The sequence below is a fragment of the Fundidesulfovibrio agrisoli genome (assembly GCF_022808715.1).
GTDB classification, from domain to species: Bacteria; Desulfobacterota; Desulfovibrionia; order Desulfovibrionales; family Desulfovibrionaceae; genus Fundidesulfovibrio; species Fundidesulfovibrio agrisoli.
Genome location: NZ_JAKZKX010000008.1, coordinates 125,034 through 147,917 on the forward strand (window position 1 = coordinate 125,034; position 22,884 = coordinate 147,917).

The 22,884-nt window shown below is 65.9% G+C and carries 23 protein-coding genes; 5 read left to right on the forward strand and 18 right to left on the reverse strand.

Annotation, left to right across the window (positions count from 1 at the left end):
• Positions 1 to 16 precede the first annotated feature (16 nt).
• Genes ligA through uvrB form a run of 4 tightly spaced genes read right to left on the reverse strand, consistent with a single transcriptional unit; the run spans position 17 to position 5,815 of the window.
• Positions 17 to 2,074: an NAD-dependent DNA ligase LigA gene (gene ligA, locus MLE27_RS08280; RefSeq protein ID WP_243311595.1), complete on the reverse strand. Its 2,058-nt coding sequence runs from the start codon at positions 2,072 to 2,074 to the stop codon at positions 17 to 19.
• Positions 2,071 to 2,742: a DUF3431 domain-containing protein gene (locus MLE27_RS08285; protein WP_243311596.1), complete on the reverse strand. Its 672-nt coding sequence runs from the start codon at positions 2,740 to 2,742 to the stop codon at positions 2,071 to 2,073. The genes ligA and MLE27_RS08285 overlap by 4 nt, the downstream gene beginning before the upstream one ends.
• Positions 2,739 to 3,791, reverse strand: a complete 1,053-nt coding sequence (locus MLE27_RS08290; protein ID WP_243311597.1) for a potassium channel family protein — start codon at positions 3,789 to 3,791, stop codon at positions 2,739 to 2,741. The genes MLE27_RS08285 and MLE27_RS08290 overlap by 4 nt, the downstream gene beginning before the upstream one ends.
• The gene (uvrB, locus tag MLE27_RS08295; protein ID WP_243311598.1) at positions 3,788 to 5,815 is read right to left on the reverse strand and encodes an excinuclease ABC subunit UvrB; all 2,028 of its coding nucleotides are present in this window, start codon (positions 5,813 to 5,815) and stop codon (positions 3,788 to 3,790) included. Before uvrB ends, MLE27_RS08290 begins: the two co-directional genes overlap by 4 nt.
• Before the next feature lie 73 nt (positions 5,816 to 5,888).
• On the opposite strand from uvrB, the gene MLE27_RS08300 reads away from it, so the two are divergent.
• Both MLE27_RS08300 and MLE27_RS08305 read left to right on the forward strand, forming a co-directional pair.
• Positions 5,889 to 6,377 carry a hypothetical protein gene (locus MLE27_RS08300; protein WP_243311599.1) on the forward strand — a complete coding sequence of 163 codons (489 nt, stop codon included), beginning with the start codon at positions 5,889 to 5,891 and terminating at the stop codon, positions 6,375 to 6,377.
• Positions 6,374 to 6,955, forward strand: a complete 582-nt coding sequence (locus MLE27_RS08305) for an LOG family protein (RefSeq protein ID WP_243311600.1) — start codon at positions 6,374 to 6,376, stop codon at positions 6,953 to 6,955. Before MLE27_RS08300 ends, MLE27_RS08305 begins: the two co-directional genes overlap by 4 nt.
• Before the next feature lie 89 nt (positions 6,956 to 7,044).
• Here the strand turns inward: MLE27_RS08305 and MLE27_RS18135 are convergent, their stop codons facing one another.
• The 8 genes from MLE27_RS18135 to MLE27_RS08345 form a co-directional block, all read right to left on the reverse strand.
• Entirely contained in the window at positions 7,045 to 8,073 is a 1,029-nt protein-coding gene (locus MLE27_RS18135) for a thioredoxin domain-containing protein (RefSeq protein WP_243311601.1), read from the reverse strand.
• A 258-nt stretch (positions 8,074 to 8,331) separates the two neighbouring features.
• On the reverse strand, positions 8,332 to 9,075 hold the full coding sequence (gene aat, locus MLE27_RS08315) for a leucyl/phenylalanyl-tRNA--protein transferase (RefSeq protein WP_243311602.1): 744 nt from the start codon (positions 9,073 to 9,075) through the stop codon (positions 8,332 to 8,334).
• A gap of 58 nt (positions 9,076 to 9,133) precedes the next feature.
• Entirely contained in the window at positions 9,134 to 9,850 is a 717-nt protein-coding gene (locus MLE27_RS08320; RefSeq protein WP_243311603.1) for a discoidin domain-containing protein, read from the reverse strand.
• Positions 9,851 to 9,862: 12 nt separating this feature from the next.
• Entirely contained in the window at positions 9,863 to 10,627 is a 765-nt protein-coding gene (locus MLE27_RS08325; RefSeq protein ID WP_243311604.1) for an OmpA/MotB family protein, read from the reverse strand.
• 121 nt (positions 10,628 to 10,748) lie between these two features.
• Complete coding sequence (fsa, locus tag MLE27_RS08330) at positions 10,749 to 11,396, reverse strand: fructose-6-phosphate aldolase (protein ID WP_243311605.1); 648 nt, start codon at positions 11,394 to 11,396, stop codon at positions 10,749 to 10,751.
• Positions 11,397 to 11,400: 4 nt separating this feature from the next.
• Positions 11,401 to 11,676, reverse strand: coding sequence for a transcriptional regulator (locus MLE27_RS08335; protein WP_243311606.1), 276 nt, complete (start codon positions 11,674 to 11,676; stop codon positions 11,401 to 11,403).
• Between the two features lie 27 nt (positions 11,677 to 11,703).
• Complete coding sequence (gene folK, locus MLE27_RS08340; RefSeq protein ID WP_243311607.1) at positions 11,704 to 12,273, reverse strand: 2-amino-4-hydroxy-6-hydroxymethyldihydropteridine diphosphokinase; 570 nt, start codon at positions 12,271 to 12,273, stop codon at positions 11,704 to 11,706.
• A gap of 16 nt (positions 12,274 to 12,289) precedes the next feature.
• A complete protein-coding gene (locus MLE27_RS08345) occupies positions 12,290 to 13,462 on the reverse strand; it encodes an LL-diaminopimelate aminotransferase (protein WP_243311608.1) in 1,173 nt (390 codons plus the stop codon).
• 81 nt (positions 13,463 to 13,543) lie between these two features.
• On the opposite strand from MLE27_RS08345, the gene xerD reads away from it, so the two are divergent.
• From xerD to MLE27_RS08360, 3 genes are all read left to right on the forward strand, one after another.
• Positions 13,544 to 14,491 carry a site-specific tyrosine recombinase XerD gene (xerD, locus tag MLE27_RS08350; protein WP_243311609.1) on the forward strand — a complete coding sequence of 316 codons (948 nt, stop codon included), beginning with the start codon at positions 13,544 to 13,546 and terminating at the stop codon, positions 14,489 to 14,491.
• Positions 14,488 to 17,178 carry a CBS domain-containing protein gene (locus MLE27_RS08355; protein WP_243311610.1) on the forward strand — a complete coding sequence of 897 codons (2,691 nt, stop codon included), beginning with the start codon at positions 14,488 to 14,490 and terminating at the stop codon, positions 17,176 to 17,178. Before xerD ends, MLE27_RS08355 begins: the two co-directional genes overlap by 4 nt.
• A 95-nt stretch (positions 17,179 to 17,273) precedes the next feature.
• Positions 17,274 to 17,891, forward strand: coding sequence for a methyltransferase family protein (locus MLE27_RS08360; protein ID WP_243311611.1), 618 nt, complete (start codon positions 17,274 to 17,276; stop codon positions 17,889 to 17,891).
• A gap of 7 nt (positions 17,892 to 17,898) precedes the next feature.
• On the opposite strand, the gene MLE27_RS08365 is transcribed toward MLE27_RS08360, so the two are convergent.
• The 6 genes from MLE27_RS08365 to dprA are packed head-to-tail and all read right to left on the reverse strand — an operon-like array spanning position 17,899 to position 22,884.
• Positions 17,899 to 18,441 carry a DUF4279 domain-containing protein gene (locus MLE27_RS08365; RefSeq protein WP_243311612.1) on the reverse strand — a complete coding sequence of 181 codons (543 nt, stop codon included), beginning with the start codon at positions 18,439 to 18,441 and terminating at the stop codon, positions 17,899 to 17,901.
• A gap of 50 nt (positions 18,442 to 18,491) precedes the next feature.
• Complete coding sequence (locus tag MLE27_RS08370) at positions 18,492 to 19,460, reverse strand: tyrosine recombinase XerC (protein ID WP_243311613.1); 969 nt, start codon at positions 19,458 to 19,460, stop codon at positions 18,492 to 18,494.
• Positions 19,435 to 20,391 carry a GGDEF domain-containing protein gene (locus MLE27_RS08375; RefSeq protein WP_243311614.1) on the reverse strand — a complete coding sequence of 319 codons (957 nt, stop codon included), beginning with the start codon at positions 20,389 to 20,391 and terminating at the stop codon, positions 19,435 to 19,437. The genes MLE27_RS08370 and MLE27_RS08375 overlap by 26 nt, the downstream gene beginning before the upstream one ends.
• Positions 20,392 to 20,393: 2 nt before the next feature.
• Positions 20,394 to 21,233: an HDOD domain-containing protein gene (locus MLE27_RS08380; protein WP_243311615.1), complete on the reverse strand. Its 840-nt coding sequence runs from the start codon at positions 21,231 to 21,233 to the stop codon at positions 20,394 to 20,396.
• Positions 21,234 to 21,275: 42 nt separating this feature from the next.
• Complete coding sequence (locus MLE27_RS08385) at positions 21,276 to 21,614, reverse strand: hypothetical protein (RefSeq protein WP_243311616.1); 339 nt, start codon at positions 21,612 to 21,614, stop codon at positions 21,276 to 21,278.
• 22 nt (positions 21,615 to 21,636) lie between these two features.
• Positions 21,637 to 22,884: a DNA-processing protein DprA gene (gene dprA / locus MLE27_RS08390; protein WP_243311617.1), complete on the reverse strand. Its 1,248-nt coding sequence runs from the start codon at positions 22,882 to 22,884 to the stop codon at positions 21,637 to 21,639.

Consider the following 22,884-nt stretch of genomic DNA (forward strand, 5'->3'; position numbering starts at 1 on the left):
CTCGTCCTCGCTGGTATCAAAGGGTTTCGCCCCGGGTGAGGCGTTCGAATTCGTCCTGTGAGAGAATCTGTACACCAAGTGCTCTGGCTTTATCCAGCTTGGAGCCGGGGTCCGCGCCCGCGACCAGGTAATCGAGCTTCTTGGAGACGGAGCCCAGCACCACGCCGCCCAGCCCCTCCACTATGGCCTGGGCCTGGCTGCGGCCCATGCCGGAAAGCGTCCCCGTGAACAGGAAGCGCTTCCCGGAAAGCGGCCTGGAGGCGGCGTCCGCCGCGTTATCCTCTGCCTTGCGCGGCCACAGCCCGCATTCCTTGAAGCTCTGAAGCAGGTGGTGGTTGGCGGGGTTGTCGAAAAAGGCGCGGATGGCCCCGGCCACCTCCGGCCCGATGTCCGGCAGATCCTTAAGGGTTTCCGCGTCGGCTGCGGCCAGGGCGTCCAGATCGTCGAAGCGGGCGGCCAGGGTGCGCGCGGTCTGCGTGCCCACATGCCGGATGCCCAGCCCGGCGATCAGCCTGGCCAGGGGAGCCTGCGCGCGGGTTTTCTCGATGGAGGCCAGCATGTTCTCGGCCAGCTTCTCGCCCATGCGCTCCAGGGGCATCAGGTCATCCATGCTCAGGCGGAAGATGTCCGCCGGGGACTTCACCAGCCCCTTGTTGACCAGCACCTCGATCCAGCGCTTGCCCAGGCCCTCGATGTCCAGCCCGGACTTGGAGACGAAGAAGATGATGGACTGCACCAGCACCGCCGGGCAGGAGAGGTTCAGGCAGCGCCAGGCCGCCTCGCCCTCCAGGCGCTTCACGGGCGAGCCGCAGGCCGGGCAGGTGGGCGGGAAGCTGAATTCCTCCGCGCCTTGGGGGCGTTTCTCTAGCACGGGGCGCACCACCTCGGGGATCACGTCCCCCGCGCGCTGCACCACCACGATGTCGCCCGCGCGCAAATCCTTGGCGCGGATCTCGTCCTCGTTGTGCAGCGTGGCCCGAGAGACCGTGACTCCGGCCACCTGCACGGGTTCAAGGATCGCAACGGGAGTGAGCACGCCCGTGCGCCCCACCTGCACCTCGATGCTCTTGAGCTCCGTTTCGGCCTGCCGGGGCGGGAACTTCCACGCGATGGCCCAGCGGGGGGCACGGGCCGTGAACCCGGCCTCGCGCTGCCACTCCAGGCTGTCCAGCTTGACCACCATGCCGTCGATCTCGAAGGGCAGTTCGTCCCGGGTGGCCTCAAGCTCCTTGTAGAAGGCCTCGACCCCGGCGGCGTCCACCACCCTGCCCTGCTCCGCCACGGTGAAGCCCAGGGCGGACAAGCCGCGCATGGCTGCGGAATGGGTGCTCCAGGGCGGCACCAGCAGGGGCCAGCTCGTCTCGCCCAGGCCATAGGCGAAGAAGCGCAAGGGCCTGGAGGCCGTGATCCGCGAGTCGAGCTGGCGCACGGACCCGGCGGCCGCGTTTCGAGGATTGGCGAAAACCTTGGCCCCGGCCTCGTCCTGGGCGGTGTTGAGGGCGTGGAAGTCCGCCTTGGTGATGACCACCTCGCCGCGCACCTCCAGCAGGCTGGGCACCGGAAGCCCGGCCTTCCGGGCGGCCTCGCGGATGTCCAGCGGCAGGGAGCGCACGGTGCGCATGTTGTCCGTGACGTCCTCGCCCACTTCCCCGTCGCCGCGCGTCAGGGCGCTCGCGAGCCTGCCGTCCTCGTAGATGGCCTCCAGGGCCAGGCCGTCGAACTTGGGGTCGGCCCAGAAGCTGAACTCCCGGTCCGGCAGCACGCGGGCCAGGCGCTCCACGAAGGCGCGCCAGTCCTCCTCGGTCAGGGCGTTGTCCAGGCTGTACATGCGCTGGCGGTGCGGCCTGGAGGCGAACTCCTTGGCCACGGCCCCGCCCACGCGCCGCGTGGGGGAGTTGGGGTCGTCCAGCTCGGGGTGCGCGGCCTCGATGGCCTGGAGCTCGCGGAAGAGCGCGTCGTACTCGGCGTCGCTGATCTCCGGGGCGTCGAGCACGTAGTAGAGGCGGCTGTGGCGCTCCAGAAGCGCCCGGAGCTCCAGCGCGCGGGCGCGGGCGTCGGATGCGGTGTCGGTCATGCGTAGGACTCTTTGTTCAAGCCGGTCTTGCCGTTGAATATGATCTGCCACAGCCGCTCGAAGGCGTGGCCTGTGTTGCGTTCGTCCTCGGGGTCGGCCTCCACGAGGCTCAGGGCGAAGGCGTAGAAAGCCAGGGGCCGTGCCAGGATGCGCTCCCGTGAGACGAAGAACAGCCCGGCCGGGGCCGGGGCCAGAAACGACTCGGGAACATCCCCCCCGAAGAGCGCGGCGTGGACCTCCCCCACGGGGATGTCCTTCCCCCAGCCCTTCCAGCGGTCCTTGCCTTCGGTGTCGCGCATGGCGTGGGGCCTGCCCAGCCTGTCGCACTTGAGCTTGTACCAGGCGAAGCCGGTGAATTGCACCCCCAGACGGACGTTCCGGGCGATGCGTTCGCGCAGGGCGTTCACGTCCGCGCCCTCGCCCATGTGCCGGAACGGGTCGGCTTGCAGGAAAACGGTGAAATCCGCAAGCCTGCCGTAATTCCTGACGATGTGCGTCAGGTAGGTGTGGGTCTCGCGGCCGATGTTGGGCAGGGCCAGTGGCCCTGGCTGGCCGGATTTGTCGTAGACCAGCGCCTCCAGGCCCAGTTGCTCCACCCAGGCGGCGTCCTCCCGCCAGCGGGCCACCACCACCTGCACGGAGGGCGCGGCGGGATGGGCCGCGCTCATGCCAGGTCTTTCTGCATGGCGGTCAGGCTGTGCCTGTTGCCCACCAGGATGAGCGTGTCCCCGGCCTCCAGCACGGACTGGGGCTGCGGGTTGAACAGCAGCTTGCCATCGGGCTTCTTGATGCCGATGACGATGATGTTGTAGCGCTGCCTGAGCTGCGAGGAGATGAGGTCCTTCCCGGCCACCTGCGATTCGGGGGCGATGGTCAGCTGCTCCATCTGCAGGTCTTCGATGTCGCCGCGCATGGCCAGGTCCATGAAGCCCAGCACCGTGGGCCGCAGCACGGACTGCGCCATGCGCATGCCGCCGTAGAGGTGCGGGAAGAGCACCTGGTTGGCTCCGGCGCGGGTGAGGCGCTGGGAGTGGTCCGGGGCGTCGCTGCGGGCCACGATGAATATCTCCGGGTTGATCTGGCGCGCGGTGAGCGTCACGTAGACGTTGGCCGCCTCCTCGCTGAGCGCGGAAACCAGGGCCTTGGCGCGCTTGAGCCCGGCGGAAAGGAGCATCTCGTCCTTGGTGGCGTCTCCGGCCACGTAGGGGATGTCCTTGCGCTGGAGCTCCTCGATGAGGGCGGGGGTGCGCTCCACAACCACAACGTCCTGGCCCTCGGCCATGATCTCCTGGGCCACGATGGAGCCGATGCGGCCGTAGCCGCAGACGATGGTGTGCCCCTGCATCTTGTCTATGGCGCGTCGCATCCACCGCCTCCCGAAAATGTTTTGCAGATGCCCCTCGATGACCAATTGCACGATGGCGCCCGCGAGATAGAAGAACGTGCCCACGCCCGTGAGGATCACCATGGAGGCGATCACCCTGCCCGCCTTGCTCAGGGGGTGGACCTCGCCGTAGCCCACCGTGGAGAGGGTGATGATCATCATGTACACGCTGTCGAAGAGGTCCCAGCCCTCCACCTGCATGAAGGCGACTGTGCCGCAGGTGAAGATGGCGGCCACCGAGGCCAGGCCCGCCAGCACCGGCCAGAGCACGCCGAGCCTGCGGCGCATGCCCCAGAAGCGGTCGCGGATGCGTCTTATGCGGCGCCCCTTCATTTCCTGCCGCCTTGCAGTGCCGCGATGGCGTCGCGCAGCTCGGCGGCGCGCTCGAAGGCCAGCTCCTTGGCTGCGGCGCGCATGTCGCGCTCCAGGCGTTTCAGGAGCTTCTCCACGGTTTCCTCGTCCCTGGCCTGTTCCATGATCTCGTCCACGAAGCTTTCGCCCTTGCGTTTCGGGGCCTTCTCGGCCTTGCCCTGCGTGTAGATGGCGTCGAGCACGTTGTCGAGGTCCTTGACGACCGTTTTGGGGGTGATGCCGTGCTCCAGGTTGTGGGCCTGCTGCTTGGCGCGCCTGCGCTCGGTCTCGTCCATGGCTTCGCGCATGGAGCGCGTCACCTGGTCGGCGTAGAGGATGACCCGGCCCTGGAGGTTGCGGGCCGCGCGGCCGAAGGTCTGGATCAGGGAGCGGGTGGAGCGCAGGAAACCCTCCTTGTCGGCGTCCAGGATGGCCACCATGGACACCTCGGGGATGTCGAGCCCCTCGCGCAGCAGGTTGATGCCCACCAGCACGTCGAACTCGCCCGCGCGCAGGGCCTGGATGATTGCCACGCGCTCCAGGGTGTCCACGTCGGAGTGCAGGTAGCGGGTGTTCACGCCGTAGGTGTTCAGGTAGTCCGTGAGCTCCTCGGCCATGCGCTTGGTCAGGGTGGTCACCAGCACGCGCTCCCCGGCGGCGGCGCGCTTTTTACACTCCGAGAGCAGGTCGTCGATCTGGCCCTGGGTTTTGCGCACCTCCACCTGGGGGTCCAGCAGGCCAGTGGGGCGGATGATCTGCTCCACGATGAGGCCCTGGGCGCGCTCCAGCTCCCAGGGGCCGGGCGTGGCCGAGACGAACACTGCCTGGCCGATGCGGCTCTGGAACTCGTCGAAATTGAGCGGCCTGTTGTCCAGGGCCGAGGGCAGGCGGAAGCCGTAATCCACCAGGGTGGATTTTCGGGAGCGGTCGCCGTTGTACATGCCGGCGACCTGGGGCACCGAGATGTGGGATTCGTCCATGAACAGGATGAAATCCTTGGGGAAATAGTCGATCAGCGTGGCCGGGGGCTCGCCCGCCTTGCGCCCGTCCAGGTGGCGGGAGTAGTTCTCGATGCCGTTGCAGTAGCCCAGCTCCTCGATCATCTCCAGGTCGTAGAGGGTGCGCTGCTCCAGGCGCTGGGCCTCCACCAGGCGGTTGTCGCGCTTGTACTCGATCAGGCGCTCGCGCAGCTCGTCGCGGATGTCGCTCATGGCCCGGGTGAGGTTGTCGCGGTCCGAGACGTAGTGCGAGTTGGGGAAGATCACGGTCTTGGGCAGGTTGCGGATCACCTCGCCGGTGAGGTGGTCGGTCTCCAGCACGCGCTCCAGCTCGTCGCCGAAGAACTCCAGGCGCAGCGCACGCTCCCGGGCGTAGGCCGGGATGATCTCCAGCACGTCGCCGCGAACGCGGAAGGCGCCACGGTGCAGGTCGTAGTCGTTGCGCTCGTACTGCACCTCAACCAGCTTGCCGATGACCTCCTCCATGGAGATGTTCTGGCCCTCCTCCAGGGGGAGCACCATCTTGGCGTAGTATTCGGGCGAGCCCAGGCCGTAGATGCAGCTCACCGAGGCCACGATCACCACGTCGCGCCGGGTGAGCAGCGCGTGGGTGGCGGCGTGCCGGAGCTTGTCGATATCCTCGTTGATGGAGGAGTCCTTTTCGATGTAGGTGTCCGTACGCGGGAGGTAGGCTTCCGGCTGGTAGTAGTCGTAGTAGCTGACGAAGTATTCGACGGCGTTGTTGGGAAACAAGCCTTTGAATTCGTTGAAGAGCTGCGCCGCGAGAGTCTTGTTGGGGGCCATAATCAGCGCGGGCCGCCCCGTGCGGGCGATCACCTGCGCCATGGTGAAGGTCTTGCCGGTGCCCGTGGCCCCCAGCAGCACCTGGGCGGGCAGGCCGGAATCCAGGTTGGCGGTCAGCTCGTCGATGGCCTGGGGCTGGTCCCCCTGGGGCGAATATGGGCTGACAAGCGTGAACTCGGATTGACTTTTGTCCTGTTTTCTCAAATCTATCCCCTCGCGACGGCGCGAACATCTTTCTAAGGCCTCGCGGGCCATAAAACAAGCGCGGAGGGCAACCATGCTGATCGACATAGTCCCTGCACAGGAAAGGATCCCGGTGGACCGGGCCTGGTCCGTCTCCATCGTGATCAAGAGCTTCAAGGGCCGCAAGGACGTGGAGGTCCACCTGTTCCGCCCAGAATGGGACGAACTGGAAGAGGATGCCTACGACTGGAACGAAGTGCTGGGCGACCCCATGCACCCCGACATGGACGCGGACATGGCCTCCGGGCGCAAGCTTGTGCTTGAGTCCTTCACGGCGGAGGAGCGCGACATGATGGTGGCCTACTTCCAGGAGCGCTACGCGGACAAGCTGGACGCCATCCGCTCCTGCACCATCGACTTCCCCGTGCCCCTGGGCATCCCCGCCCTGTCCGACCTGCCCGAAGGCAAGGACGTGGGCTTCGTGCTCTTCGACAAGATCCCCAACTACACCCTGCCCTTCCCCGTGCGCGGCTTCTTCGACCTGAGCCAGCACGCGCCCATCGTCGAGGTTGACCAGAAATGAGGAACGTCTGCGTCTTCCTGGGCTCCAACCCCGGCAAGTCCCCCGCTTACGCCGAGGCCGTGGCCGAAGCCGGGCGCACCCTGGCCGAGCGCGGCATCGGGCTGGTGTACGGCGGGGCCAAGAACGGGCTCATGGGCGTGCTGGCCAACGCCGTGGCCGACGGCGGCGGTCGCGTGGTGGGCGTGCTGCCCGGATTCCTGAAAGCCAAGGAACTGGCCTTCGACCGGCTCACCGAGATGCACGAGGTGGAGACCATGCACGAGCGCAAGGCCAAGATGGCCGAGCTCTCGGACGGCTTCGTGGCCATGCCCGGCGGCCTGGGCACCCTGGAGGAGTTCTTCGAGGTGGCCACCTGGGGGCAGCTCGGCCTGCACGCCAAACCGGCCGGGCTGTGCAACGTGATGGGATATTACGACAAATTGTCGGGATTCCTGGACAACATGGTGCAGGAGGGCTTCGTGAAGCCCGTGCACCGGGAGAACCTGCTCCAGGCGGACAGCTTCCCCGCCCTGCTGGACATCATGAAGGGGTTCAAGCCGGTGGTCGCCGGAAAGTGGTTCGGGATCGAGAAGAGTTGACGGTTTTTTGAACCACGCAGCTAAAGGCATAAAGAAGAGGCCGCCGGGAACTGGATTCCCGGCGGCCTCTTTTTTATTCTGTACGATTGCTACTGCTTCTGCGCCTTGCTCTGCTCCAGCGCCTGGTCGATCAGGTGCTTGAACCCATCCAGGGTAGGCACGCCGGGCAGGTGCTCCCCATTGAGGAAGAACGTGGGCGTGCGATCCACGCGGGCGTTGTCCGCATCCTGGATGCTGGCCTCCACCGCGGCCTTGTACTTGTCCGTGCTCAGGCACTGACCGAAAGCCTGGGCATCCAGCCCGAGCTGCTGGGCGAACTGCTTGAGCAGGTCGTCCGGCAGGTCGCCCTGGGCCGCGTAGAGCAGATCCTGGTAGTCCCAGAACTTGCCCTGGTCACCGGCGCAGCGTGCGGCCTGCGCGGCGCGCGCGGCGTAGGGGTGCATCTGGAGCGGGAAATCCTTGAAGATCCAGCGGATTTTTCCTTCGTACAGGGGGCGCACCACCTTGATGCTCTCGTGAACCCTCTTGCAGCCGGGGCACTGGTAGTCGGAAAACTCCACGACGGTCACGGGGGCGTCATCAGGCCCCATGACGTAGCGGCGGTCGATGGGCAGCATGGTGATGTCCGGCTTGGGCTCGGGCGCGGCCTGGGCCGCCTGGCCCGTCACGACCGGGGCCTTGGGCACGGGGCGCGTCAGCCCCTGCTGCACCAGGATGAAGGACAGCAGCGCCAGGGCCAGCATCTGCCAGAAATGGCGGCTTCGGAACACGAAGGCCGCGCTCAGCACCACGAATACGCCGTTGGCGATGCAGAACACGCACGGGGCCTTCATGGCGATGAGCGTGCGTGCCAGTTCGGCTTCGAAGCCGAGCCCCGCGCCCACGATCCATACGGCTGCCGGAGGAAAAAAGTACACCGACGCGCACAGCAGCGCGAAATAGGCCGCGCCGAGCACCCACAACGGGTAGCCCAGCAGCGTAAAGCCCAGGGTCTGCTTGCAGCCGTCCGAAAACGCGGCGCAGAGCTGGGCGAACATGCCGTAGCTCTCGTACATGCCCGAGAGCACGGCCACGGCCGCGCCTGCAAGGCACAGGAGCGCCACCGCGCGCGTATTCACATCCTCTCCCCTACGAGCAGGATCTCTCCCTATCAGCAGCGCCGACATGCACACACTCCTCAGGTTTTTCTCGTGAAACGGAACACCACGTCAGCGCCGTTCTCCACTATCTCCAGACCCCATTGGCCATACATGGACGCGAGCTCCCAGAAGATGGGCGCCTGCGAGGGTTTGCCCCACACCTCCACGACGCTGGCCTGAACGAACCGGAGGTGCCACCCGACCTCCGCGCCTACGCCTCAACACGTGCGGCGAACATCAAGAGCGATCGTCACGGCTTCCATACAAACGCTCCTTCACGCATTGCGGATCGCTCCACCAGGCGGGCGCGGCCCAGGGGCCGGGCTCGGATGGCTGGGCGCAGGCAGTGCGCGCAAGGCGGGTGAACTCCACCCGGGGTATCTCCCGCGCGCCCAGGCGCATCACATGCGGGGTGGCCTGCTGGCAATCCATAAAGTAAAACCTTAAGTCTTTCAGGAGCCACATCAGGTGCACGAAGGCCACCTTGGAGGCCTGCCCCACGGTGTGGAACATGGATTCCCCGAAAAACGCCCTGCCGACGCCCACCCCGTATATGGCACCCACCAGCCGGCCGTCCAGCCTGCATTCCACGCTGTGCGCGTGTCCCTCGCGATGCAGGCGCGCGTAGGCCCGGATCATTTCGTCGGTGAGCCAGGTTCCGGCCTGTCCGGGCCGGTCGATTGTGGCGCAGGCGCTGATGACGGCCTGGAAGTCGGTGTCCACCGTGACGTCGAAGGGGTGGTTGCGCAGGTAGCGCTGGAAGCGCTTGTCCAGCGTGAGCCAGCGCGGGGTGATGATGGGGCGGGGGTCGGGCGACCACCACAGGATGGGGTGGTCCTCGTTGTACCAGGGAAAAATGCCGTTGCTGTAGGCCGCGATCAGCCGCCTGGGGCTCAGGTCGCCCCCCACGGCCAGCAGGCCGCCCGGATCGGCGTTCTCTGGGTCCGGGAAGACCGTGGAGGAAGACAGCAGCGTGATCACCGTGCACCCCCGGCCGGGTAAGCGCCGCCCACGAATCCGCATCCGCCGGACATGGACCCTATTTGGCCGGCGTGGCGGCCAGGACCTCCAGGACGTTGCCGGGCCTGACCACGGCCGTGACCTGCAGGCGCACGTTGACGAGATCCTTGGTATGGAAGCAGAGGTCGTCCATGCAGCCGAAAACCCTGCCGTCGTCGGCACGGAAGCGGGAGCAGTAGTACAGCGGGTCCTCCGATCCCTCCCAACTGGAGCTTGAGCGCGAGCGCACGCAGCCCTCGAAGCGCCCGGTCAGCTTCACCTGCTGCAGTTCCGGATCGAACCCCTCGAAGAACACCCCGGAAAGATAGGGAACCTCGGAGGAGCCGCCGCCGTAGACCTCGGTGACGGTCATGCGCACGCTGGAGGTGGTGGCCTTGAGCGCGAAGCTCTGGGGCTTGGGTGAATCCTTGAGGGTGATGGTCTGCTTGCCGCCGTTCGAGAACTGCAGGGTCATGGTCCTGACGCGGCCCATGCGCTTGAACTCGCCGGTGTCCGCCCAGCCGTTGACCACGGTCAGGCGCGTCACCACGTTGGGCTTGCCGAACTCGAACTCCATCCACTGGCCGATGGCCACGCCGGTGGTGTTCTCCTTGCGGGTCAGCGCGGAGAGCTTCTCGGCGGATTCACCCGTGGCCGAGGCGTTGATCTGGTAGGCCAGAGGCAGGGAGACGTTGCCCTGGGCCCAGGCGGCCGGAGCGGAGAGAGCGAGGAGCAGGAGCAGGACGAATGTGCGCATGGTATCCCGTGGCTAGTAGAGGTTGGCCATCTCCGGCGAATGGTACAGGAACTCCACCCGGCGGTTGATGGCGCGGTTCTGGTCGGAGGTGTTGGGCGCGATGGGCTGGCTGTCGGCGTAGGCCGCCGCCTTCACACGGGTGGACGGTATGCCGCCCTTCTCCACGATGTAGCGCACGCAGGCCGCCGCGCGCATGGCCGAAAGCTCGAACTTGGACATGCCGTTGCCGGACTCGGCGTCGTCGGTGTGGCCGCGCACCACCAGGTCCACCTTGATCTTCTTGAGCACGCCCACCACGTCGTCCAGCAGCTTGTAGGCCTCCGGCTTGAGCTGCGGGGAGCCGGGCTGGAACATGACCGCGTTGTTGACGTGCAGCAGCACCCCCACCTTGTCCGAGCTGATGCCGGAGTTCTGCTTCAGGTTGGGGTTGTTGTCCATGAGCTGCTTGATCATCAGGGCCACTTCGTACTTGTACTTCTCCTCCTGGGAGAGCTTGAACTGTGGGGTGCCCTGGGTGCTGTCCTTGGCCACGTAAGTGGGCAGGACCACCGTTTCCTGCGGTTTATCGCGCTTGGGCAGATCCTGGTCCTGGAAGAACATGGCGATCTGCTCCTTCACCTGGGGCTTGAGCGCCATGGTCAGCCACAGGAGCAGGAACAGGGCCATCATGGCCGTGACGAAGTCCGCGTAGGCGACCTTCCAGCTGCCCCCGTGGGGGGCGGCGTGGCCTTCTTCCTCGCGCTTGACGATTATGGGAGCCGGTTTGTTCTTGGACATCAGACACCTGGGGGGCGCTCGGCGCGTCTAAACGGCGCCGCCTTACGCCCGCCTTGAACGGCGGATAAACGGTTTCCGGTTTCGGGGGCGAACATATGCAGCCGCTGTGAAAAACGCAACGTCAGCCTTTGACCACCTTGCCCCAATCCTTCAGGAAGGTTTCAAGGCCGCTCTCCGTCAGGGGGTGCTTGGCCAGCTCCTTGAGCACGGCGAAGGGCACGGTGACCACGTCCGCACCCATCAGGGCGGCGCGCACCACGTGCAGGGGGTTGCGCACGCTGGCCACCAGCACCTGGGTATCCAGGTCGTAGTTGCGGAAGATGGAGATCACCTCCTCCACCATGCCCATGCCGTCGCCGCCGATGGCGTCGATGCGGCCCACGAAGGGGCTCACGTAGGTGGCGCCGGCCTTGGCGGCCATGAGCGCCTGCAGGGGCTGGAACACCAGGGTCACGTTGACGGCCACGTCCGCCGCCTTGAGCTGGCGCACGGCCTTGAGCCCTTCCAGGATCATGGGGATCTTCACCACCACGTTGGGCCCGAAGGAGATGAGGTCCCTGGCTTCGGCCAGCATGGCCTCGGCCGTGGTGCCCACCACCTCCAGGCTGACGGGGCCGGGGCATTCCTTGCAGATCGCCTGTGCCACTTCGCGCCAGTCGCCCTTCTCCTTGGAGAACAGGGTGGGGTTGGTGGTCACGCCGTCGAGCAGGCCCATGTCGGCCGCGGCCTTGATTTCGTCCAGATTGGCGCTGTCCAGAAAGAATTTCATGGAATCACCCCTTGTTGCCGTTGGAGCCGGAACGCAACTGCTTGATGTAGGCGTCGCGGCACTCGTAGCTGCAGAAATGCATGGTCCTGCCTTCGATGCTGGCGTGCACGGAGTCCTCGGGAGAAACGTAGGCCCCGCAGGCCGGGTCCTTGACCATCTCTCCCCTGACGATAAGGGTCTCTCGTTCCTGCTTGGCTTCTTCCTTGCGACGTTTCGTGTCGCCCATGAACATTTTCCAGAGCATGTAGGCCGCAGCGGCGGCTATGATGAACTTCCACATGGATGAGGAATCCTTTGAATCAGGCGTTCAGAAGATGATAGTGCCTGATTGGGAAAATGACAAACCCTCAAGCCTTTCATCCGGCACCAATTCCGGGGCGACCTCCCGCAGGGGCAGCAACACGAAGGCGCGCTCCCACATGCGGGGGTGCGGCAGGGTCATGGCGGGGTCGCCGCTGCGCTCACTCCCGAAGAGGAGCAGGTCCACGTCGAGGATGCGCGGCCCCCAGCGGCGCTCCATGACGCGGTTGCGCCCGAGCCGGGCCTCCAGCCCCATCAGCGCGGCGAACAGCGCTCTCGCCGTGACCTCCGGGGCGCACTCCAGGCGCACCACCATGTTGGCGTACCAGGGCTGGCCCGGCGGACCCAGCGGGGCCGTCTGCCACAACCTGGACCGGGCGGCCACGCGCACGCCGGGCAGCAGGCCGTCGAGTGCGGTGGCGCAGCGTTCGAGGGTTCTGGCGGGTTCGCCCAGGTTGGAGCCCAGAGCGACGAAAGCCGGCCTCCAGCCGCGCCGGGTCGCGGCGTGCGGCTGAAGGCCGGCAACATGTGCGGGCTCCCCTTGCGGCGGGGAGCCCGGATCGTTCGGATGGTGCAAAGCCAGTTTTGCGGCCCTACATTTTGGCCAGGCGCGACAGGGCCTCTTCGATGCGGTCCTTGCCCACGGTCATGGCGATGCGGAAGTAGCCATCGCCAGCCTGGGGCATGCCGAAGCCGTTGCCCGGGGTGACGACCACGCCCGTCTCCTGCAGGACCTTGGTCACGAAGGCCTTGGTCTCGTAGCCCTGTGGCACCTTGCACCAGGCGTAGAAGGTGGCTTCCGGCTCCCGGCAGGAGATGCCGATCTTCTTCAGGCCCGCCATGAGAATGTCGCGGCGCTCCTTGTAGATGGCGCGGAACTTCTCGGCGTAGGGGTCGCCATGCTGGAGCGCGGCGATGCCCGCCTCCTGCACGGCCTGGAAGATGCCGGAGTCCACGTTCTCCTTGATCTTGCCCAGGCCCTTGACCAGCCCGGCGTTGCCCACGGCCATGCCGATGCGCCAGCCGGTCATGTTGTAGGTCTTGGAGAGGGAGTGGAACTCGATGGCCACGTCCTTGGCGCCGGGGATCTCGAACACGGAGATGGGCTTGTTGGCCGGGTTGTAGTACATCTCCGTGTAGGCGGCGTCGGCCACCACGATGGTGTTGGTGGCCTTGGCCTTGGCGATCAGCTTCTCATAGAAGCTCTTGGGCACGCAGGCCGAGGTGGGGTTGTTGGGGAAGTTGGTGAAGATCATCTTCGCCTGCTCCCACTCCTCGTCGGTCACGGAGTCGAGGTCGGGCAGGAAGTCGTTGTCCTCGCTCATGGGCAGGTACTTCACGCGCCCGCCGGCGAAGTTGGTGGCGATGCCGTACACGGGGTAGTTGGGCGTGCAGACCAGCACCAGGTCGCCGGGGTTCACGTAGGCCAGCGGGAAGTGGGCGATGCCCTCCTTGGAGCCGATGAGGGAGACGACCTCCTCGTCGGGGTCCAGGTCCACGCCGAAGCGGCCCTTGTACCAGTCCGCCACGGCGGCGCGGAAGGTGCGCAGGCCCACGTAGTCGGGGTACTGGTGGTTCTCGGGCTTCTTGGCCGAGGCGTAGAGGGCCTCGATGATGAAGTCCGGAGTGGGCAGGTCGGGGTCGCCGATGCCCAGGCTGATGATGTCGACGCCGCGAGCCTTGACCTCTTTCTTGACGCGGTCGATCTCGGCGAAAAGGTACGGGGGCAGGGCCGCGATGCGGTCAGCCATCTTGAACTGGGACATGAGGAGACTCCTTGGAGCGATTGCGCGCTGGCGCAAGAAATGTAAGAAACGAGCCCAGGTCATAAAAAGAGGGCCTGTCCGGTGTCAATAAAAACCAATGCGTTGCGCGGCGCGCCACATCCCTGGGTGGACGCCTGGCTCGAACATCTGCTGGTGGTCAAGGGCCTCTCCGAGAACAGCCTGACCGCATACTCGCAGGATATCGTACATTTCCAGATATTCCTGGAGGAGCGCACGGCCAGCGTGGAGGCCGTGAGCGACCAGACCATTTTCCTCTACCTCATGTTCCTGCGCCAGAAGGGGCTGACCAGCCGCTCCCTGGCGCGCCACCTTTCCAGCCTGCGCAGCTTCTTCGCCCACGCCGTGAGCGAGGGCTGGCTGGCGGCGAGCCCCGTGGCCCTGGTGGAGGCCCCCAAGCTGCCCCGCACCCTGCCCGGCGTGCTCACCCGGGAGGAGGTGGAGGCCCTGCTCGCCCGCCCGGACGCAAGCACCAGCCTGGGCTTCCGCGACCGGGCCATGCTGGAGCTTCTCTACGCCGCCGGGCTGCGCGTGAGCGAGCTCATCACCCTGCGGCCGCTTGATTTCGACGCCCAGGCCGGGGTGCTCCGGGTGATCGGCAAAGGCGACAAGGAACGCCTGGTGCCAATCCACTCGCTGGCGCAGGATCTGCTCTCCCGCTACGCCCAGAACGTGCGCCCCGGGTTCAAGCCCGTGACGGACCTGCTGTTCCTGAACCGCTCCGGCAAAGGCCTCACCCGCCAGGGAGTCTGGAAGCTCATCAAGCGCTACGCGCTGGATGCCGGCATCCGCAAGGAGATATCCCCCCACAGCCTGCGCCACTGCTTCGCCACACACCTGTTGGAGGGCGGGGCCGACCTGCGCACCGTGCAGATGCTCCTGGGCCACGCCGACATCTCGGCCACCGAAATATACACCCACGTCCAGGCCGACAGGCTCACGGCCGTGCACCGCAGCCACCACCCCCGCTCCAGGCCTTCAGCCCCCAAAAGCCCCAGAGAGGATTCATGACATCCAAGCCCCAGCACGGCTTGGCCGCCCCCACGGTCATCACGTCCCACATCAACGCCGATTTCGACGCCCTGGCCGCCATCATCGCCGCCGGGAAGCTCTACCCCGGCGCGGTGCTCATCTTCCCCGGCAGCCAGGAGAAGAACCTGCGCAACTTCTTCATCCAGAGCGCCACCTACGTCTTCAACTTCAAGGCCTTCAAGGAGATAGACCCCGCGACGGTGCGCACCCTCGTGGTGGTGGACACCAGGCAGCGCTCCCGCGTCTCCCACGTGGAGGCCCTGTTCTCCCAGCCCGGGCTGGACATCCACCTCTACGACCACCACCCCGACACCGAGGAGGACCTCCAGGGCAGCGTGAGCGTGGTCAAGCCGTGGGGCTCCACCACCACCATCCTCACGCACATGATCTTGGAAAAGGGCATGAGCCTCACGCCCGACGAGGCCACCTTCCTGGCCCTGGGCATCTATGAGGACACGGGCTCCTTCACCTTCAACTCCACCACGGAGAAGGACTTCACCGCCGCCGCCTGGCTCAAGGGCCAGGGCATGGACATGTCCACCCTCTCCGAGCTGCTCACGCGGGAGCTTTCCGCCGAGCAGATCACGCTCATGAGCACCCTGCTGGAGAACTGCACCACCTTCGACGTCAACGGCGTGGAGGTGGTGCTCACAGAGGCCGTGCTGGACAACTACGTGGGCGACTTCGCCCTGCTGGCCCACAAGCTCATGGACATGCAGAACGTGCGCGTGCTCTTCGCAATGGCGCTGATGAAGGACCGCGTGCACCTTGTGGCCCGCTCCCGCACCCGCGACGTGGACGTTGGCCGCATCTGCGCATCCCTGGGCGGGGGCGGCCACGCCTTCGCCGCCTCGGCCTCCCTCAAGGACAAGACCCTTCCCCAGGCCAAGCAGGAACTGCTGGCCCTGCTCTCCTCCCAGGTGAACCCGCAGATACTGGCAAGCGCGCTCATGAGCCGCCCGGCCATCGTCATCGCGGACGACCGCCCCCTCACCGAGGCCGCCGAGACCATGACCCACTACGGGCTCAAGGCCATGCCCGTGGTGGACGCCGAGGACCGGCGCTGCGTGGGCATCCTGGAGCACGACATCGTGGACAAGGCCGTGAAACACGGCCTGGGCGCTTCCGCCGCCGGGGATTACATGATGCAGGGCGCGCACACCATCACCCCGCAGACCGACCTCTATCACATTACTGAAATCATCCTGGAGCAGCGCCAGCGCCTGATCCCCGTGGTGGAAGGCGGCGAGGTGGCGGGCGTCATCACCCGCACGGACCTCATCAACGTGCTGGTGCGCGAACCCGCGCGCATACCCGAAAGCGTGGGGCCGGAGCGCAAGAGCGAGCGCAACATGGCCGGGGTGCTGCGCGAGCGGTTGCCCGGCAGGCTCTTCGCCCTGGTCAAGCGCGCCGGGGCTCTGGCGCAGGAAATGGGCTACGAGGCCTACGTTGTGGGCGGCTTCGTGCGCGACCTCATCCTGGGCCGCCCCAACCTGGACCTGGACCTGGTGGTGGAGGGCGACGGCATCCGCTTCGCCGAGGCCCTCTCGGCGGAGATGGGCGGCAGGATCAAGTCCCACCACAAGTTCAAGACGGCCGTGCTCATCCTGCCCGACGGCAACCGGGTGGACGTGGCAACCGCGCGCCTGGAGTACTACGAATATCCCGCTGCCCTGCCCACGGTGGAGCTGTCGTCGATCAAGATGGACCTCTACCGGCGCGACTTCACCATCAACGCCCTGGCCGTGCACCTCTCGCCGGGAAGTTTCGGCAAGCTGGTGGACTTCTTCGGGGCCCAGCGCGACATCAAGGAGCGCGTGATCCGGGTGCTGCACTCCCTCTCCTTCGTGGAGGACCCCACCCGCATCCTGCGCGCCATCCGCTTCGAGCAGCGCTTCCAGTTCCGCATCGGGGCGCAGACCGAGCGGCTCATAAAGAACGCCATCGTGAACAACTTCGTGCACAAGCTCTCGGGCTCGCGCGTGTTCCACGAGATCATCCACATCTTCGAGGACGGCAACGCCCTGGCCTGCATCCGGCGCATGGACGAGTTCAAGCTGCTTGCCGCCATCCACCCCCTGCTGGCCCTGGACCCGCGCAAGGACGAGGTGCTGGCCGAATCCGAGCGGGTCATCACCTGGTACCAGCTGCTCTACATGGAGCCCTCGCCCGAGGTCTGGCGCATCTACTTCCTGGGGTTGTGCGCCGGCATGGAGGACGATCAGGTCTCAAGCGTGGCCGAGCGCCTCGGTTTCAACCGGCAGCGCGTAGAGGGGTTCCTTTCCCTGCGCCACTGCATCCGCAACATCGCCCAGTCCATCTACGAGTGGGATTATAGGCACGGCCTGCACAGCGAGTTGTATTTCATGCTCAGGGACCTGCCGCTGGAAGGGGTGCTCTACCTCATGGCCCGCCACCCCAAGGAGACGGTGCGCAAGGCCATCTCGCTGTTCCTGACCACATTGCGCCCGCAGCGCGTGGACATCACCGGGCAGGACATCAAGAAGCTGGGCGTGGAGCCCGGCCCCCTGTACGGCGAGATTCTGCGCCGGGTCACGGCGGCCATGCTGGATGGAAGGGCCAGTTGCCGGGCGGATCAGTTGGAGATGGCCAGGAAGCTGGCCGGTGGCAGCGAGGGGATGGGGGACCTGCGGGGGCTGGCGTGACGGTGGGATGCTCGCTGTCGGGATTTGGCCTGTGAGACTGTCCACACAGCTGACGACGACAACACGCGCGGACGTAACCCGGCCACGGGGTGGGCATGGCTGAAGCCGCTCAATTTCTCGGTATTCTAAGCGCCTGGGCGCTCCTGCACAGCCTGAGCATGTGCCAGACCTTCAAGCGCGCACTCATGCGCGCGCTGGGGGAGCGCTACGCCTTCTACCGGCTCGGCTTCACGGCGTTCTCCCTGGTCAGCTTCGGGGTCGCGCTGCTCCTGCTGCCGAGGCTGGAGAACGAGATCTACCATGTGCGCGGCCTGTTCGCCGCCCTGCTCTGGCTGGTGCGCCTGGCGGCCGCCGCGTTCTTCGTCTGGACCTTCAAAGCCTTCGACATCCGGGAGTTCATCGGCCTGAGCCAGGCCAAAGCCTTCCCCAACGCCCGCCTGGGCCAGGACGGCGAGTTCAAGGGCTCTCATGGATTGGCTATCTCAGGCGCCTACCGCTATGTGAGGCACCCCATGTACTCCGCCTCGGTGGTGTATCTTTTCGCTGAACCGCACATGACGCTGGAAACGCTGCTCTTCGCGGTGTTCGTGACGGGCTACAGCCTGATAGGCTCCGTATTCGAGGAACGGCGGCTGGTGGAGAAGTTCGGGGAGGTTTACAGGCGGTATCAGAAAGAAGTGCCGAGGCTCATTCCGCGTATTTCACATCGGTAAGCGGACATCACGGGGCAACCGTTTCAGTTACCCCCGTGTCGTTCTTTGCATCCGCCTTTTCGAGCCGCACTTTGCAGCATTTTCCATACGTCAAGCCGCTTGCGCACGGGCAAGGATCGTCGTCCAGCAGTTCCTTGTCGGGGTCGTAAATGTCAAATTCGATCATGATGCCCCGCTGGCCCAAGGCCAACAAGATGACTGGAGACAGCGAGACTCCCTCATTCCCTTTTTCCATGAAGAGGCCGACAGACAAAAAGATTTCATGCTCCTTATGGAGAGCTTCCCAGACGCTCAAATCCTGCGTGAGCTTGCCGAGCAGTTCCGTCACCTGCGCATCAAGATCGGCAGGCTTGCGGTCCTCCGCCGAAAGAGTCCAAATGCTGTGCCTCCTGATCCACGTGCTCCCTGAAGCTTTACTTCGCCCCGTTTCACCCTTGGAGTGGGTATAGGTCGGCTCGCAACCCAACATATGGGTGATGTACTGGGGACAAAAGAAATCCCCATGGACTCTCAGCGCGGCAACGGACTGATTTAGTGCAGGCATTTTCATGCTCCCTCTTGACGATGTGTGGGAGATGTCATGATCCAGGCAATCGAGAACTAACCTTCCTCGCTTTCGTCCCCGCCCTCCCCCCCCTTCCCTGCCCGGGGGTGCGCGTGATCGTAAGCCTTGGTCAGCTGCGCCAGGTTCAGGTGTGTATACCGCTGCGTGGTGGAGAGCCGCTCATGCCCCAGCAGTTCCTGCACGGCCCGCATGTCCGCCCCGGATTGCAGCATGTGGCTGGCGAAGCTGTGCCGCAGCACGTGGGGGCTGATGGCCGTGGGCAGCCCGGCCTTGGCCGAGAGCGCCTCGATGATCCTGTTGGCCTGCCTGCGCTGGAGCGGCTTGCCCCGCGCCCCCAGAAACACCGCCTGCTCCGCCGGTTCGGGCGAGAAGGCGTGGCGCACGGCCATGTAGCCCCGCAACGCCTCCGCCGCAGTGTCCGAAAGCGGGGCCAGGCGCTGCTTGCTGCCCTTGCCCATGACCCTGGCGATGCGCGCGTTCAGGTCCAGGTCGTTCAGCTTCATCCCCAACGCTTCCGAGATGCGCAGCCCCGAGCCGTAGAGCAGCTCGGCCAGGGCCGCGTCCCGCACGGACTCCGGGTCCGCCCGGCTGGGCTGCGGGGCGTCCAGCAGGGCGAAGGCCTGGTCCACGTTGAGGCTTTTGGGGTGCGGCTTGGAGAGCTTGGGGTTGGCCAGCCCCTCCACCGGGCTCTTGGCGATCAGGCCCCGGCGGATCAGGTGCTTGAAGAAGCCGCGCAGGCTGGAAAGCCGCCGAGACATGGAGGTTTTAGCCTGCCTGGCGCGATGCTGCTCCGCCAGGAAGCCCTGGATATCCCTGCGGGAAATGGCCTTGGGCTCCGCAACCGTGAGGCTGCGGTTGTTCAAGTATCGCTCGAAGTATTGCAGGTCGTTGCGGTAGGCGGCCAGGGTGGCCGGGGAGTAGCCCTTCTCCACCGAGAGCCAGGCCAGAAAGCCCAGCGCCGCCTCGGGCAACGGCGTTTCAGGAGAGTCGCTTGTCGAGGACATAGCAGCTCTTGGGGTTCTCCTTGGCCTTCTTCTTGAGGGTCATGGCGATCTGGGAGGCCTCGCCGTAGTGCTGGAGCCGCCCGCCCACGTTGAGCACCACCGCGATGGAGATGGCCATGAGCGGGAAGGTGCGCATGTTGCCCTCCCGGTCCGTGGACTGGATGAAGCCCCTGGCCCGGTCCTCCTCGTCGTAGAAGTGGGGCACGATGGAGTCGAAATTCTCCACGATGCGCTGGCAGGCCAGCTCGATCTTGTCCGGCGGCAGGATGAACACGAAGTCGTCCCCGCCCACGTGGCCCACGAAGGAGCGTACGCCCGTAAAACCCCGGATGGTGTTCACGATGATGCGCGCGCTCATCATCAGCACCTCGTCCCCGCGCGAGAAGCCGTACTTGTCGTTGAAGCTCTTGAAGTAGTCCAGGTCGGCGTAGGCCAGGGCGAAGTCCTCCCGGCGGTCGATCATCTCCTGGATGCGCTGGATGATGGAGGTGTTGCCCGGCAGCTTGGAGAGCGGGTTGGCGTCGAAGGCGCGCGAGGCCCGGGTGATGGTCAGGAAGATGCGCACCTTCATGCGCGCGGCGGAGCTGGGCAGGATGAGGATGTCGTCCACCTCGGCGGAGCACCAGTCCGCGCCCTGGTCCAGGCTTTCTTCCCGGATGGCCAGGATCACGGGCAATTGGCGGTAGACGTTCTCGCTCTTGACCAGATTGACCACGTCCAGGCCGGGCATGTCAGGCAGGTCGTGGTCCACGATGAGCAGGTCGGGCAGCTCGTTGAAGAGCACCTCGATGGCTCCCCTGCCCCGCTCGAAGTGGGTGATCTCAAGGTGGCCGTCGCCCCAGAGGGCGCTCAGTGCGTCCTTGAGCCCGGCGTCGGCGGAGAGCAGGTAGACCCGCTGGGGGCGTTGCAGGCGGCAGGCGTCGGCGTTCATGCTCAGGTGAAGCTCAGATCGGCGATGTCGAGGAACTTCTCGCTCAGCTCGTCAAGCACCGCTTCGAGGTCGGCGGGCTTGAGCTTGAGCTTCTTGAGCGCCTCGGGCTCCAGATAGGGCACGTTGTCGTCCCCGCCGGAGCCGTACTCGTACACGCGCACCAGAAAGTCGCCCAGGTGCACGCAGCAGGCCACCTCGGGGTAGAGCCGCGCCAGTTGGGGCTTGTGGTGGTAGCTCATGCCCTCCTTGATGGGGGGCGGCAGCTTCCAGTGGTCGGACAGCCAGGCGTTCACGCGGTCGTGCCCGAAGCCCATGACGGCCTTTTCGGCCTCCAGGTAGCTCTTGTCCTGGGTCTTCACCAGGGCTTCCACGCCGGTTTTCAGCTCGGGAAGCTGCACGGAGGTGACCACCTTGCCCAGGTCGTGCAGGAGCCCGGCCACGGAGATGTCCTCCACGTCCTTGAGCCCGCACTGGCGCGCCACGGTGGAGCTGGCCAGGGCGCAGCCCACGGAGTGCTCCCAGAGCCCCACCATGGTCTGGTTCATGACGTCCATGACCGATGTGCTCACGATCACCCCGCGCAGCACGTTGAAGCCCAGCAGCACCAGGGCGTGGTGGATGGAGCCGATTCGCCCGGGAAAGCCGTAGATGGGCGAGTTGACCATCTTGAGCACCTTGGCGGAGAGCACCTGGTCCATGGCGATGAGCTTGGCGATCTGTTCGGTGGAGGAGTCCGGGTCCTTCACGAGGCGGGAGACCTCGTCGAGCACCTTGGGCAGGGTGGGCAGGTCCTTGGCGGCCAGGATCTGGTCCTTGCGCTCAAGCTTCAAGTCCTCGGCCATGCGAAACTCCTCGTGAGGGGGCGGTACATCCTGGGGCGGGCATCAGCCCTCTGCGGGCCCGGCCTTGGAGGCCACTTTCATCTTGAAATAGTGTTGCAGCAGCGCCTTGACCTGGTTCATCCAGGGGTCCTGGGCGTGCTTGCGGAAGAGGTGATCCAGGCGCTCAAGCCGCTGGTCGTAGTTGGTGCCGGAACTGACTCCATCGGTCTGCACCGGTTCGCCCTCCACCACCACCTGGTCCACGCCCATCATGTCGAACTTGTCCAGCAGGGCCTCGGTGAGCTCCGTGCCCTGGGCGGCCACGACCATGCCGTCGGCGCGGGCCACGGGCTTGGCCAGCATGTAGCCGGGCTTTGCCAGGTTCAGGGGTATCTTCTGCATCGGGCGGGGCTCCTTGCTGCGATCAGGCGCTGAGATAATATCCGCCGGGCAGTCTGCGCACAACCCCTTTTAGTTCCAGCAACACCAGCGTCCGGCTCATCTCGGCGGCGTCGCGCCCGAAGGCGCGGCAGAGCGCGTCGATGTGGGTCGCTCCCATGGCGGCAAGATGGCCCTGGAGGTCGCGCTCGAAGGGCGTGCCCGGCTCCGGCGGCGGTGTTTGGGCTGGCGAGGGCAGCGGCGTAGGCGCGGTGCGGGCGCCTTTTTTAGCTTTTGGGGCTGCGGGGGGCTCCTTGGTGAGCAGGCTCAGGCGCTCCTGTCCGGGCTTGGGCCCCGGCCTGGTCATCGGCGCGCCCGGGGGCCGTTTGCGCTCCTCCAGGTGGGCCTCGAGCTGGGGCTTGAGCTCCAGCAGGATGTCCTGGGCGTCGTGCACCAGCTTTGCGCCCTTGTTGATGATCTCGTGGCAGCCCCGGTAGCTCTTGAGGGAGACAGGCCCGGGCACGGCGAAGACCTCCCTGCCCTGCTCCATGGCCAGGCGCGCCGTTATCAGGCTGCCGGACTTGGAATGCGCCTCCACCACCAGCACCCCAAGGGAGAGCCCGCTGATGATCCTGTTGCGCAGGGGGAAGTTGGCCGCCAGCGGCTTGGTGCCAGGCGGGAACTCGGAGAGGATCAAGCCCCTGGAGGCCAGATCCTTCCAGACGTCGCGGTTGGAGGCCGGATAGATGAGGTCCGGCCCGGTGCCCATGACCGCGATGGAGCTGCCCGCTCCGGAGAGCCCCGACATGTGGGCCTGGCGGTCGATGCCCAGGGCCAGCCCGGAGACGATGGTCACGCCGGATTCGGCCAGGTCGAGCGATATGCGCTGGGCCAGTTCCAGCCCGTAGCGGGAGCAATCGCGCGAGCCGACCACGGCCACGCAGGGGTTGTCCAGCAGGGACGTATCGCCCAGGCAGTACAGGAACACGGGGGGATCGGGAATCTCGCGCAGGCGGCGGGGGTAGCGCGGGTCGCTCCAGAGCAGCGTGGGGACGCCCTTCTCCTCGGCGTTGCGCAGTTCGGCTTCGGCCGCGCCCCGCCACGATTCAGCAAGAAAGCCCTGGCACTGGGAGCTGTTGGCCAGGCCGCGCTCATGCCAGCCGCGGCAGCGGCGGACGGCCTCCGAGGCGCAGCCGTAGGCGTCCAGCAGCTTTCTGGCCGTGCGCGGCCCCAACCCCGGCGCGTGCTTGAGGCTGATGCTGGCCCAGAGCTCCTCTCGGGCGTCTGCGTTCAA

What these genes read in the sequence shown, in the direction of transcription:
- ligA (WP_243311595.1), bottom strand. Translation starts at nt 2,074, where the DNA reads ATGACCGACACCGCATCCGACGCCCGCGCCCGCGCGCTGGAGCTCCGG.
- MLE27_RS08285 (WP_243311596.1), bottom strand. Translation starts at nt 2,742, where the DNA reads ATGAGCGCGGCCCATCCCGCCGCGCCCTCCGTGCAGGTGGTGGTGGCC.
- MLE27_RS08290 (WP_243311597.1), bottom strand. Translation starts at nt 3,791, where the DNA reads ATGAAGGGGCGCCGCATAAGACGCATCCGCGACCGCTTCTGGGGCATG.
- MLE27_RS08300 (WP_243311599.1), top strand. Translation starts at nt 5,889, where the DNA reads ATGCTGATCGACATAGTCCCTGCACAGGAAAGGATCCCGGTGGACCGG.
- MLE27_RS08305 (WP_243311600.1), top strand. Translation starts at nt 6,374, where the DNA reads ATGAGGAACGTCTGCGTCTTCCTGGGCTCCAACCCCGGCAAGTCCCCC.
- MLE27_RS08320 (WP_243311603.1), bottom strand. Translation starts at nt 9,850, where the DNA reads ATGCGCACATTCGTCCTGCTCCTGCTCCTCGCTCTCTCCGCTCCGGCC.
- MLE27_RS08325 (WP_243311604.1), bottom strand. Translation starts at nt 10,627, where the DNA reads ATGTCCAAGAACAAACCGGCTCCCATAATCGTCAAGCGCGAGGAAGAA.
- fsa (WP_243311605.1), bottom strand. Translation starts at nt 11,396, where the DNA reads ATGAAATTCTTTCTGGACAGCGCCAATCTGGACGAAATCAAGGCCGCG.
- MLE27_RS08335 (WP_243311606.1), bottom strand. Translation starts at nt 11,676, where the DNA reads ATGTGGAAGTTCATCATAGCCGCCGCTGCGGCCTACATGCTCTGGAAA.
- MLE27_RS08345 (WP_243311608.1), bottom strand. Translation starts at nt 13,462, where the DNA reads ATGTCCCAGTTCAAGATGGCTGACCGCATCGCGGCCCTGCCCCCGTAC.
- MLE27_RS08355 (WP_243311610.1), top strand. Translation starts at nt 14,488, where the DNA reads ATGACATCCAAGCCCCAGCACGGCTTGGCCGCCCCCACGGTCATCACG.
- MLE27_RS08360 (WP_243311611.1), top strand. Translation starts at nt 17,274, where the DNA reads ATGGCTGAAGCCGCTCAATTTCTCGGTATTCTAAGCGCCTGGGCGCTC.
- MLE27_RS08365 (WP_243311612.1), bottom strand. Translation starts at nt 18,441, where the DNA reads ATGAAAATGCCTGCACTAAATCAGTCCGTTGCCGCGCTGAGAGTCCAT.
- MLE27_RS08370 (WP_243311613.1), bottom strand. Translation starts at nt 19,460, where the DNA reads ATGTCCTCGACAAGCGACTCTCCTGAAACGCCGTTGCCCGAGGCGGCG.
- MLE27_RS08375 (WP_243311614.1), bottom strand. Translation starts at nt 20,391, where the DNA reads ATGAACGCCGACGCCTGCCGCCTGCAACGCCCCCAGCGGGTCTACCTG.
- MLE27_RS08380 (WP_243311615.1), bottom strand. Translation starts at nt 21,233, where the DNA reads ATGGCCGAGGACTTGAAGCTTGAGCGCAAGGACCAGATCCTGGCCGCC.
- MLE27_RS08385 (WP_243311616.1), bottom strand. Translation starts at nt 21,614, where the DNA reads ATGCAGAAGATACCCCTGAACCTGGCAAAGCCCGGCTACATGCTGGCC.